The organism is Bradyrhizobium uaiense, from assembly GCF_010811875.1.
GTDB lineage: Bacteria > Pseudomonadota > Alphaproteobacteria > Rhizobiales > Xanthobacteraceae > Bradyrhizobium > Bradyrhizobium uaiense.
On sequence record NZ_VKHP01000090.1, the window covers coordinates 20,467 to 32,178 of the forward strand.

General features: G+C 64.2%; 11 protein-coding genes and 2 pseudogenes. 8 read left to right on the forward strand and 5 right to left on the reverse strand.

Annotated elements, in window-relative coordinates; genetic code table 11:
- Positions 1–97 precede the first annotated feature (97 nt).
- Together FNJ47_RS21610 and FNJ47_RS21615 are read left to right on the forward strand one after the other, a co-directional pair.
- Positions 98–1,312, forward strand: a complete 1,215-nt coding sequence (locus FNJ47_RS21610; protein ID WP_163156649.1) for an acyl-CoA dehydrogenase — start codon at positions 98–100, stop codon at positions 1,310–1,312.
- A gap of 161 nt (positions 1,313–1,473) precedes the next feature.
- Positions 1,474–2,394: an MBL fold metallo-hydrolase gene (locus FNJ47_RS21615; RefSeq protein ID WP_163156651.1), complete on the forward strand. Its 921-nt coding sequence runs from the start codon at positions 1,474–1,476 to the stop codon at positions 2,392–2,394.
- A 171-nt stretch (positions 2,395–2,565) separates the two neighbouring features.
- Here the strand turns inward: FNJ47_RS21615 and FNJ47_RS21620 are convergent, their stop codons facing one another.
- Both FNJ47_RS21620 and FNJ47_RS21625 read right to left on the reverse strand, forming a co-directional pair.
- On the reverse strand, positions 2,566–3,423 hold the full coding sequence (locus tag FNJ47_RS21620; RefSeq protein ID WP_163156653.1) for a DUF1499 domain-containing protein: 858 nt from the start codon (positions 3,421–3,423) through the stop codon (positions 2,566–2,568).
- A 384-nt stretch (positions 3,424–3,807) separates the two neighbouring features.
- Complete coding sequence (locus tag FNJ47_RS21625; protein ID WP_163156655.1) at positions 3,808–5,436, reverse strand: fatty-acid--CoA ligase; 1,629 nt, start codon at positions 5,434–5,436, stop codon at positions 3,808–3,810.
- A 76-nt stretch (positions 5,437–5,512) separates the two neighbouring features.
- Between FNJ47_RS21625 and FNJ47_RS21630 the strand changes: the two genes are divergently transcribed.
- Positions 5,513–6,682: an extensin family protein gene (locus FNJ47_RS21630; RefSeq protein WP_430649404.1), complete on the forward strand. Its 1,170-nt coding sequence runs from the start codon at positions 5,513–5,515 to the stop codon at positions 6,680–6,682.
- Positions 6,683–6,706: 24 nt separating this feature from the next.
- Here FNJ47_RS21630 and FNJ47_RS21635 read toward each other — a convergent pair whose 3' ends face one another.
- Positions 6,707–7,384, reverse strand: a complete 678-nt coding sequence (locus FNJ47_RS21635) for a L,D-transpeptidase (protein WP_163156657.1) — start codon at positions 7,382–7,384, stop codon at positions 6,707–6,709.
- Positions 7,385–7,723: 339 nt separating this feature from the next.
- Here FNJ47_RS21635 and FNJ47_RS21640 point away from each other — a divergent pair, with 339 nt between their 5' ends.
- Positions 7,724–8,701 (forward strand): magnesium transporter CorA family protein, encoded by a 978-nt coding sequence (locus FNJ47_RS21640; RefSeq protein ID WP_163156659.1) that lies wholly within the window; start codon positions 7,724–7,726, stop codon positions 8,699–8,701.
- Positions 8,702–8,831: 130 nt separating this feature from the next.
- The gene (locus tag FNJ47_RS21645; RefSeq protein WP_163156661.1) at positions 8,832–9,053 is read left to right on the forward strand and encodes a hypothetical protein; all 222 of its coding nucleotides are present in this window, start codon (positions 8,832–8,834) and stop codon (positions 9,051–9,053) included.
- Between the two features lie 120 nt (positions 9,054–9,173).
- On the opposite strand, the gene FNJ47_RS21650 is transcribed toward FNJ47_RS21645, so the two are convergent.
- Both FNJ47_RS21650 and pdxH read right to left on the reverse strand, forming a co-directional pair.
- Positions 9,174–9,926 carry an SDR family NAD(P)-dependent oxidoreductase gene (locus tag FNJ47_RS21650; protein WP_163156663.1) on the reverse strand — a complete coding sequence of 251 codons (753 nt, stop codon included), beginning with the start codon at positions 9,924–9,926 and terminating at the stop codon, positions 9,174–9,176.
- Between the two features lie 148 nt (positions 9,927–10,074).
- Positions 10,075–10,716, reverse strand: a complete 642-nt coding sequence (gene pdxH, locus FNJ47_RS21655; RefSeq protein ID WP_163156665.1) for a pyridoxamine 5'-phosphate oxidase — start codon at positions 10,714–10,716, stop codon at positions 10,075–10,077.
- Between the two features lie 15 nt (positions 10,717–10,731).
- Here pdxH and FNJ47_RS21660 point away from each other — a divergent pair, with 15 nt between their 5' ends.
- From FNJ47_RS21660 to FNJ47_RS51485, 3 genes and pseudogenes are all read left to right on the forward strand, one after another.
- Positions 10,732–11,232: an RT0821/Lpp0805 family surface protein gene (locus FNJ47_RS21660; protein WP_249778685.1), complete on the forward strand. Its 501-nt coding sequence runs from the start codon at positions 10,732–10,734 to the stop codon at positions 11,230–11,232.
- 121 nt (positions 11,233–11,353) lie between these two features.
- Positions 11,354–11,617: pseudogene (locus FNJ47_RS21665) on the forward strand (DnaJ domain-containing protein); the annotation flags it as partial.
- Positions 11,598–11,712: pseudogene (locus FNJ47_RS51485) on the forward strand (pyridoxamine 5'-phosphate oxidase); the annotation flags it as partial. The pseudogenes FNJ47_RS21665 and FNJ47_RS51485, both read left to right, overlap by 20 nt.

The window sequence follows — 11,712 nt, forward strand, 5'->3', positions numbered from 1 at the left end:
CGCCCCCGGATGGCATACGTCCAATTCAATTGCGCTTCGCAGCATAGCGCTTTAATTTATCCGCCAATTTCCGAGTGACGATGCGAAAGGATGTTTCATGAGCGTGCGCCCTCAGTCCAAGGACAAGCCGGCTGCCGCCAGCTTCCAGTGGGATGATCCGTTCCTGCTCGACGACCAGCTCACCGAAGACGAACGCCTGATCCGCGACACTGCGCGGGCCTATGCGCAGGACAAGCTGTTGCCGCGGGTCACCAAGGCCTATCTGGAAGAGAAGACCGACCGCGAGATCTTCAACGAGATGGGCGAACTCGGCCTGATCGGCGTGACGCTGCCCGAGGAATATGGCTGCGCCAATGCGAGCTACGTGGCCTATGGCCTCGTCGCACGCGAGATCGAGCGCGTCGACTCCGGCTACCGCTCGATGAACTCGGTGCAGACCTCGCTGGTGATGTATCCGATCTATGCCTATGGCGACGAGAACCAGCGCAAGAAATATCTCCCCAAGCTCGCGACCGGAGAATGGGTCGGCTGCTTCGGCCTGACCGAGCCGGACGCCGGTTCCGATCCCGGCGGCATGAAGACCCGCGCCGAGAAGGTCGCCGACGGCTACAAGCTGAACGGGGCCAAGATGTGGATCTCGAATGCGCCGATCGCCGACGTATTCGTGGTCTGGGCCAAGTCGGCCGCGCATGACAACCAGATCCGCGGCTTCATCCTCGAGAAGGGCATGAAGGGCCTGTCGGCGCCGAAGGTCGGCGGCAAGCTCAGCTTGCGTGCCTCGATCACCGGCGAGATCGTGCTCGACAACGTGGTGGTGCCGGAAAGCGCGCTGCTGCCCAACGTCTCCGGCCTCAAGGGCCCGTTCGGCTGCCTCAACCGCGCCCGCTACGGCATCTCCTGGGGTGCGCTCGGCGCTGCCGAGGACTGCATGCACCGCGCGCGCCAGTACACGCTCGACCGCAAGCAGTTCAACCGGCCGCTCGCCGCCACCCAGCTGGTGCAGAAGAAGCTTGCGGACATGGAGACCGAAATCGCGCTCGGCCTGCAGGCCTCGTTGCGCGTCGGCCGCCTGATGGACGAGGGCAAGATGGCGCCGGAGATGATCTCGATCGTCAAGCGCAACAATTGCGGCAAGTCGCTCGACATCGCCCGCATGGCCCGCGACATGCACGGCGGCAACGGCATCCAGATCGAGTATCACGTGATGCGCCACGCCGCGAACCTCGAGACGGTGAACACCTATGAGGGCACGCATGACGTCCATGCGCTGATCCTCGGCCGCGCGATCACCGGCATTCAGGCGTTCTCGTAATCCCGGAGGCGTCATCCTGAGGTGCGCGCCTCTTCGGCGCGCCTCGAAGGATGACGCAAGGTGGTGCCCAACATCCTTCGAGGCTCGCAAGAGCTTCGCACCTCCCGAGTGAGCGCGAAGCGCTCATCCGGGGATGACGGCTCACAAGGAATCGGATCCCCATGGCCGACAACGACGACATCCCGTTCAACCGCGATTTTCCGCTGAAGCCCGGCGTGGTCGAACAAGTCCGCCCCGGCGTCCGCCGTGTCCTCTGCAACAATCCGAGCCCGTTCACCTTCACCGGCACGGTCAGCTACATCGTGGGGCAAGGCAAGGTCGCGATCATCGATCCCGGTCCCGACGACGAGGCGCATGCGAAGGCGCTGCTCGATGCGGTCAAGGGTGAGACGGTGACCCACATCCTGGTCACCCATACCCATCGCGACCATTCGCCGAATACGCCGCGGATCAAGGCTGCGACCGGCGCGCCTGTTTATGCCGAGGGGCCGCACCGCGCCTCGCGCCCGCGCTTCGAGAGCGAGAAGCACAATCCGGAATCCGGCGCCGATCGCGATTTCCGGCCCGACGTCGAGGTCAGGCACGGCGACGTCATCGAGGGCGCGGGCTTTGCGCTGGAGGCGGTCGCCACCCCCGGCCACACCGCCAATCATTTGGCGTTTGCATTGACCGAGCGCAGCATCAATTTCGTCGGCGACCACGTGATGGGCTGGTCGACCTCGATCGTGGCGCCGCCCGATGGCTCGATGATCGACTACATGGCCTCGCTGGAGCGGCTGGAGCAGCGGCCCGAGCAGCTCTATCTCTCCGGCCACGGCCCGGAGATCCCGGAAGGCCCGCGCTTCGTCCGCTTCCTGGCGCGCCACCGCCGCGCGCGCGAGGCGTCGATCCTGCATCGCCTCGGCAAGGGCGAGGCCGACATCCCGACCATGGTGCGGGCGATCTATATCGGGCTCGATCCGCGGCTCGCCAACGCCGCCGGCTATTCGGTGCTGGCCCATCTGGAGGATCTGGTCGCGCGCGGTGTCGTGGCGACCGATGGCGATCCGGTGATCGGCGGCACGTACCGGATGGCCTCTTAACCTCGCCCCGTTCTTCACGGGGAGAGGTCGAAATTCGAGCGCAGCTCGAATTTCGGGTAAGGGGCAAGCCACAGGCTCAGTCCTACCATCACGCTCGCGGATAGAAGCCCTTCACCCCAACCCTCGCCCCGCAAGAGCGGGGCGAGGGAGCATGTCTGCCGCAGCGGGAGACTATTTCTTCACCGTCTTCGCCGGCGGCGCCTTTGGCGCGACCGGGGCCGCCTTCTTCGCCGGCTTGGAGTTGTCGTTTTCCGCGGCGGTGTTGAGGTCCTCGATCAACTTCTTGACCCGCGCGGCGTTGCTGCCGAGATCGGTGTCGAAATAGCGCGAGGCCGAGCGGATATCGACGCGGGAATCCTCGTCGTCCGACGTCACCCGGATCGACACGTCCTCGCGGAAACCCATGATCGGCGTGCGTGCCACCGCTTCGATGCGGCCGACATTGCGCGGCGGCTGCGGCGCGCGGGCGTCGATGACGAGCCATTTGCGGCGGTTGACCAGCCGCAGCGCCAACTCGTAGGCGCGCTCGGCCGGGACCTCAAGCTCGACAGTCTCGATATCTGGATAGGCGGTGCGCTGCCGCTCGGCCGAAGCGAGGCCAGCGTAGGCGGCGGGATTGGTGCCTTCCCCGGTGCGCAGCCGGGCCAGTGCCTCGAAGCGTGGCGGGTCGATCGGGTCGGTGGTGACGTCGTAGAGCCGCGGCAGCTTGCGGTACTGATAAGTGAGGTAGGCCGGGTAGGCGAGGATCGCTGCGTCCATCAGCAGTGCGAACAGGATCCGGCCCATGCCGCGGGTGCCGTTCTGCCAGATCGCGGCGAAGGCGGCGAGGCCGAGCAGGATCGACAGGGCGGCCAGTCCCAGCGCGCCGAAGAAGGTCGCCAGCGCCGGTTTGACCTCGAGGAACCCGAACCGGACGATCAGGATCGAGACCACAACCGCGACGACGGCAAAGATCGCGAGGTTGCGCGACCAGGTGGCGAGACCGGACACGGGCTCCTGCTGGTAGGGAGCGGAAAACCTGCGCGCCATCGTCGAAAAATCTGCCGGTTGGTGTCCCAGGCGACCTCAGCCGCCGCCAATGATCGTGTGAGACCACGGACCTGCGGCGAATTCAAGGGATTTGGGCATTGCTGTTCACCCTCCCTTGGAGAGGAGGGCTCTCGCAAATGGCCAGCCTCTGCAGGGGCGCGCTGCCAAAATATCGAAAACAACCCCATGCAAAGTAGCCGGCGACGTGCCGGCATTCGAAACCGGGAGGATCAGTTCGCATGACATGCGAACCGAGGTGGGGTGAAGGTCTGTCAAATCGGGCGCTGCCCGCGTGGAGAGATCACCCCACCCCGCCTCACATCTCGCTTTGCTCGCCGTGAGCCGACCCTCCCCACCAGGGGCTCTCCAGGGGAGGGTGAAGCATCACGCCGCGGCGGTCGGAAAGGTGTAATCCTTGAACTGGTCGCGCAGCGCGGTCTTCAGGATCTTGCCGGTCGCGGTGTGGGGAATGCCGTCGACGAAGGCGACGTCGTCGGGCATCCACCATTTGGCGATCTTGCCGTCCATGAACTTCAGGATGTCCTCGCGGGTGGCGCTCTCGCCTTGCTTGAGCTGCACGATCAGGAGCGGCCGTTCATCCCATTTGGGGTGATGGACGCCGATCACGGCGGCTTCCGCGACCGCCGGATGGCCGACCGCGAGGTTTTCCAGATCGATCGAGGAGATCCATTCGCCGCCGGACTTGATCACGTCCTTGGAACGGTCGGTGATCCGCATGTAGCCGTGCTCGTCCATCGTCGAGACGTCGCCGGTGTCGAAGAAGCCGGCATCGTCGAGGATGTTGCTGTCGACCCGGAAGTAGGCCTTGGCGATCGCGGGACCGGAGACCTTGAGACGGCCGAAGGTCTTGCCGTCCCACGGCAGCTCCTTGCCGGCATCGTCGGTGATCTTCATCTCGACGCCGAACGGCGGGTAGCCCTGGGTCTGCAGGATGTCGAGCCGCTCCTCACCGCTGCGATCGGTGAACGGCGGCTTCAGCGTCGCCAGCGTGCCGAGCGGACTCATCTCGGTCATGCCCCAAGCGTGGCGCACCTGGCTGCCCATGTCGAGGAACGCCTTGATCATCGAGCGTGGCATCGCCGAACCGCCGCAGATCACCATCTGCAAATCCGGCAGCTTGACGTTATTGGCGGCCATGTATTGCAGCAGCATCAGCCACACCGTGGGGACACCCGCGGTATGGGTGACCTTCTCGGTCGACAGCAGCTCATACACCGAAGCGCCGTCGAGCTTCGGGCCCGGCATCACGAGCTTGGTGCCCATCGACGGTGCGGAGAAGGCGATGCCCCAGCTGTTGGCATGGAACAAGGGGACCACCGGAAGCATTGTGTCAGAGGCGGAGGTGCCGAGCGCGTCCTTCGAGTTGGCCATCAGCGCGTGCAACACGTTGGAGCGGTGCGAATACAGGACACCCTTGGGATCGCCCGTCGTGCCGGAGGTGTAACACATCGCCGCCGCGGTGTTCTCGTCGAAGGTCTTCCACTCGAAGTTGCCGTCCGATGCCGCGATCCAGTCCTCATAGGCGACCGCGTTCTTCAGCGTGGTCTGCGGCATGTGCGCCTTGTCGGTCAGCACCACGTGGCGCTCGACGCTCGGCAGCTGGCCGGCGATCTTCTCCAGCACCGGGACGAAGGTGAGGTCGGTGATGACGATGCGGTCCTGGGCGTGGTTGACGATCCAGGCGATCTGCTCCGGAAACAGCCGCGGATTGACCGTATGGCAGATCGCGCCGATCCCCATGATGCCGTACCAGACTTCAAGGTGGCGCCAGGTGTTCCAGGCAATGGTGGCGACGCGGTCGCCGAGCTTGATGCCGTCGCGCTCCAGGCTCTGCGAGACCTTCAGCGCGCGGGCATGGATCTGGGCGTAGGTGGTGCGATGAATCGGGCCTTCGACCGACCGCGTCACGACTTCCTGGGTGCCGTGATATTTGGCGGCGTGCTCAATAATCTTGTGGCACAGCAAGGGCCAATCTTGCATCAAACCAAGCATACGCAAATCCCTCCTCGATCCTCACGCATGATCCACCGGCATCTTGGACGGCCGGCAGTAAAATCATGGAACTGACATGAACTGTAGCGCGGAGAAAGCAAGCCGAAAATGGCCTGATGGCGCGTTTCGTCGCGGGGGCGCGGCAATGGTTACCGCTGCCGCGGCGTTGCTTTGCCTTGGCATGCAAGCGGGCCCCGCGGAGGCCGCCCGCGGCGCGCCGAGCTTTCCATGGGACGATTTGTTCGGCACCCGGCCGCACAGGTCGCACAAGTCGGCGCGCCGCTCAGCCGTGCCGCTGCCGAGGCCGCGCCCGGCCGAAGCGCCGCCGGCGGTCACTGAGGCGCCCGCAGCAGCTCACGCGCCCGCAGGAGCCGAGCCCGCGCCGCCCGCGGCCGCAACGCAGCCTCCCGCCGCGCCGGCCGAGGCCGCGAGGCCCAGCGAGACGGCCAAGCCGGCCGAGCCGCCCAAGCCGCAGCTCTCGGCCTGTCGGCAGGCGCTCACCGAGGAGATCGCAATCGCACCGAGCATTCCGGATATCCACGGCGCCGGCGCCTGCGGCGGCGAGGATTTGGTGCGGCTCGAGGCCATCGTGCTGCCGGACAAGCGCAAGGTCGCGGTCAAACCCGCTGCGATCCTCCGCTGCAGGATGGCAGCCGCGGTCGCCGACTGGGTCCGCACCGATATCGCGCCACTGGCGCAGACCCTCGGCGGCGGGATCAGCAATCTCGACAATTTCGACTCGTTCGAGTGCCGCGGCCGCAATCGCGTCGTCGGCGCGCAGCTCTCCGAGCATGGCCGCGCCAATGCGCTCGATGTGCGTGCCTTTGGTCTCGCCAATGGCAAGTCGATCTCGCTGACCGACCGCAGCGTGGCGCGCGACCTGCGCGAGACCGTGCTGCATTCGGTCTGCGCCCGCTTCTCCACCGTGCTCGGGCCGGGCTCGGACTGGTACCACGAGGACCATATCCATCTCGACCTTGCGGAGCGTCGCAGCAATTACCGGATCTGCCAGTGGAACGTGTACGACCCGCTGCCGCATGTCGCGCCGCTCTTGCCGGCCGAGCGCCCGGAAGCGGCGCCGCCGCGCGAGGTCGCCGCAAAATCCGATGGCGGCAAGCTGGATGCAGCGAAGGCTGATCACGGCAAGGCGGATGCTGCGGAATCAGATGATGCGGCTGCCTCTGACGGCGCTGCCGAGACCAAGCCGCAGCCAACAAAAAAGCGCCGGCAGAGCCGGCGCTTTTGATCTCGTCCGCTTATCGGGTGCGGTTCAGTAAGTGGCCATGCTGCCGCCCTGCAATGCCATCTGCGGCTTGTAGGGCGAGTCACCGTGCTTCGGTTCCAGCACCACGACGATGGTGCCGAGCTTGACGTGGTTGTAGAGGTCGATGACGTCCTCGTTGGTCATGCGGATGCAGCCCGAGGAGATCGACGAACCGATGTATTCCGGCTGGTTGGTGCCGTGAATGCGGAACAGCGTGTCCTTGCCGCCCGAGTAGAGATACATCGCGCGCGAACCCATCGGATTGTCCGGGCCGGGTGCCACGAAGGTCGGAACGCCGAGGCGCGAGATTTCGCCGGGGGTCGGGTGCCAGGCCGGCCATTCGGTCATGCTGCCGACCTTGGCAATGCCGGACCAGGCCATGGCCTCTTCGCCGACGGTGATGCCGTAGCGGATCGCCTTGCCGTCGTTCAGCACGTAATAGAGGTAATGGTTGTCGGAATCGACCAGGATGGAGCCGGGGGCTTCCTTGCGGTGATATTCGACGATCGCGCGGCGGAACGGTTCAGCTACCGGCGTCTTGACGTAGGTGGTCTTGGCGAGAAGTTCCTTGTCACGCGGCTTGAAGGCAGCAGTATTGGTTGCCTCATAGGTCGTGGCCTGCATGCAGCCCGACAACATCAGGCCCGCGGTCAGGATCCCGAGGGTAACTTTGAGCGACGACATGATTACATTCCAATCGAAAATCCGCGCCCGAAAGCGCCAACATTACGCCCCAAACGCCACGATTCCATGAAGGGCATTATTGCCGAAACGTGGCATTATTCCCAGACTTTAGATGCCGTTCCCGCATCGCGGGACGCCGTCTGTGGCTTTTTTGCCGCAAGTCTTCTGGCGCGGGTCCGGTTTTTGTGCAAACAGGCAACGGTTTGCTGAGCCCAGCCCACATCACTGCCACCTGGCCGCCACAAAGGTGGACGTCCGGTTAATGTCCCGGTCATGAAGCCCCAGCCAGAATCGCGCTAAGTCCGCCGCCTCTTCCCGCCCGTCTCGTGGAGTTCGTTAATGCTGTCGGTGTTCGTCCCTTCCGATTTCAGCCTCAAGAAGGTCGTCGCCACGGAACTGTCGGCGCTGCCGGAGAATGCGGTCTGGGTCGATCTGGCGAACCCGACCGTGGAAGAGGACAGGGCCGTCGAGAAGCTGGCGGGGATCGCGGTTCCGACCCGCGAAGACATGCAGGAGATCGAGATCTCCAGCCGCCTCTATATCGAGAACAGCGCGCGCTACATGACCGCGACGCTGATGTGCCAATCCGATACCGACATGCCGCGGACCACGGCGGTCACCTTCATTCTGACCGGCCATCGGCTGGTCACGGTGCGCTACGACCTCCCGAAGCCGTTCGCTCTGGTCGAGAACAAGCTGGCCCGCTCCTGTGCCCCCAGCATCACCGGCGAGCAGGTGCTGATGGAACTGCTGGATGCGGTGATCGACCGCTGCGCCGACATCCTGGAGCGCTGCGGGGCCGACATCGACCAGGTCTCGCACGACATCTTCGAGCCGGAGAGCGAACGCCACGGCCACGCCAAGCAATATTCCCAGATCCTGATCGCGATCGGCCGCAAGGGCGACCTGACCTCGAAGGTCCGCGAAAGCCTGGTCTCGATCGGCCGCCTCGTCACCTTCCTCTCGGCGGTCGTGGAAGGGGTGAAATGGTCCAAGGACATGCGTGAGCAGCTCAAGACCATGCAGCGTGACGTGGCCTCACTGACCGACCATGCCTCCTACCTCTCCAGCAAAATTACTTTCGTGCTCGATGCCATGCTCGGCGTGGTCAATTTGGAACAGAACAACATCATCAAGCTGTTCTCGGTGATGGCGGTGGTGCTGATGCCGCCGACGCTGATTGCCTCGGTCTACGGCATGAACTTCAAGGCGATGCCGGAACTCGAATGGACGCACGGCTATCCGTTTGCACTGGTGCTGATGCTGGTTGCGGCTGTTGTGCCGTACTGGATTTTCAAGTGGAAGAAGTGGCTCTAGCGCAGTTCCACCGTCGCGTTTTGGGACGCGCTTTTCTGCCTTATTTCCTCTCCTAAAATTTGAGTGTTGCGCTGAACGTTTGGGCGAAACTTGTCTGCGATAACGCCTGCCTCGAAGCCGGAGGACAGCAATGGTTGAGAAGATCATAACGCCACGGCGTAACGTCATCGACTTTGCGCGCTATCAACAGGACCGCGCAGCAGGCAAGGTGCAGGCGATCTCGCCGAGACTTTGCCGTTACTGTGACGCGGCGCTGCTTGATGGCGAGGACGAAGACGAATGCTCCAGCGCACTGAACGACGTCGCGCTGCGGCAGCCTGAGAAGAAGTCACGCCGGTTTTACGCCGACTAGAGGCAGAAGCCTCGTCCGCGTCGTTACGCCTGCAAGTGAAGCAATCCCAGCATGACGGCCGCGGCGGCGGCCGGGATCGCCTCGAAATTTCCTTCCCCGAAATTGCGGCTCATCCGAAGCTCAGACGTGCTGACCACCGTTAATGTGGATTTCCGCACCGTTCACGTAAGAGCTGGTCTCCGTACAGAGAACGTAAATGATCTTGGCGACCTCGTCCGGGGTGCCGAGGCGATGCATCGGGATCTGCTGGTCGACGATCTTCTCGGTGCCCGGCGACAGGATCGAGGTATCGATCTCGCCTGGTGCGATCGCGTTGACGCGAACGCCGACGCGGCCGAAATCCGACGCCATCTCGCGGGTCAGCGCCGCCAGCGCGGCTTTCGACGTCGCGTAGGCTGCACCCGCGAACGGATGCACGCGCGAGCCGGCGATCGAGGTGACGTTCACCACCGCGCCCTTGGCGTGCTTCAACTCCTCGATCAGCCCGCGCGCGATCATGACCGGTGCGAAGAAGTTGACGTGGAAAACGTGGGTCCAGGTCTCGATGTCGGTGTCCATGGTGCCGAGCCGGCTGCCGTCGGGCGCTTTCGGCGAGATCGCGGCATTGTTGACCAGCGCGTGCAACTCATCGTTATCCAGTCGCTGCCGGATCTCCGAGATCGCGCGCACGGTGTCGTCATGGCTGCCGAGATCGACCTCGATGTGGTCTTCCGGTCCGGCGCCCCACGGGCAGACCTCCGGAAACGCGTGCCGCGAGAGGGTGATGACGCGCCAGCCGGCGGACGAGAACCGGATCGCGGTGGCATGGCCGATGCCGCGGCTCGCGCCGGTCAGGAGCAGCGTGCGCCGCGGCGCATTGGAAGGGCGGGTCATCGACAGTTTCTTTCGTTTTCGTCATGCGCGGCGTCGTGCCGGGCATCGACGTCTTCGAACGTTTGAAGATCGGGGACGTCGATGGCCGGGGTCATCTTACACGAAGACGCGCTTCGCACTTTTGCCCTTCCATGACGGTTGCATTTTTTTAGGGATAGAGCCGCACCTTCGACCAGGCGCTGGCGGCGGCATCGCGGCGGAATTCGATGCGGTCGTGCAGGCGGAATGGGCGGTCGTGCCAGAACTCGAAGCGTTGTGGCGTGATCCGCCAGCCGCTCCAGCCCGGCGGCCGCGGCACCTCGCCGATGACGTATTTCGCGCCGGCCTTGGCGATCGCCTGCTCGAAGGCGAAGCGGCTTTCGAGCGGCTGCGACTGCTTGCTGGCCCAGGCGCCGATCTGCGCCTGCTTCGGCCTTGTGGCGAAATAGGCATCGGCCTCGGCATCGGTGACCGGCGTCACCGCTCCGCGGATGCGCACCTGTCGGCGCAGCGATTTCCAGTGAAACAGTAAAGCGGCCTTAGGATTTGCGGCCAGTTCGCGGCCCTTGGCGCTGGCAATGTGGCTGTAGAACACGAAGCCGTCGGCGTCGAAGCCCTTCATCAGCACCATCCGCACGTCGGGCAGTCCGTCGGCATCGACGGTCGCAAGCGCCATCGCGTTCGGATCGTTGGGCTCGGACTTGACCGCCTCCGCAAACCATTCGCCGAACAGGGCGAGCGGCTCCTCCGCTGCGGTGAAATCACCCGATGTTAACGGTGTCGGGTGTTTGATGGAGGTCGTGTCGGTCATGTCAGGAGTCCCGATTTGCGTTCGCCCGCGTCCGAGAGCGCGTTTCTAGCCCTATATAGGGCATGGGGGCGCGTTGGCCTATCGGCGATCCACCCGGCAGGCGCGGTGGTGACACTGATCCTGATTGGCGTCGGCGCAAGCGGCTGCAGCCTGTCGCGCACCGATGCCTTCGCCAAATTGGACGACAAGGATGTGACGGGCTCGATCAGCCCGACCCTGGTCAACGCTGCCATGCCGACCGACAGCGATCTCGCTTTTGCCCGCAACGCCGCCTCTGACGTGCTGACCAAGGGCGACAAGGATTCCAGCCAGCCCTGGGAAAACCCTCAAACCGGTGCGCGCGGATCGGTGACGCCGCTGGCCGAGGCCTATTCGGGCGAGGACGGCAAGACGTGCCGGGATTTCCTCGCCAGCTATGTCAATGGAGCCACCGAGAGCTGGCTGCAGGGTGCTGCTTGCAAGGCTGGACAGGGGCGGTGGGAAATCCATAGTCTGAAGCCGTGGAGAAAGTCCTGAGAGTTCCGGAGAAGCCGGTAGCGGACTAGTTGCAAAAATGCCACTGAGCCCCCACATGAAGGCAAAGTGGGCCCGGATGGGTTCCCAGCAGGACTGATTTTCCGTGAAGGAGACGTGACGGATGCGCGACCCCTATGAGGTCTTGGGGGTGCAGCGGAGTGCAAGCGCTGCGACGATCAAGAGTGCTTATCGCAAGCTCGCCAAGAAGCATCACCCCGATAACAACAAGAACGACCCGAAGGCGGCTGCCCGCTTTGCGGAGATCAATTCGGCCAATGAGATCGTCGGCGACGAGGACAAGCGCAAGCAGTTCGATCGCGGCGAGATCGATGCCGACGGCAAGCCGCGCTTCCAGGGGTTCCCTGGCGGTGGCGCCGGCGGCCGTCGATGCCGACGGACTGCCCGACGTGCGGATGGTGCTGATGAAGGGCTTCGACGCCGACGGCTTCGTGTTCTACAGCCACATTGCCAGCGCCAAGG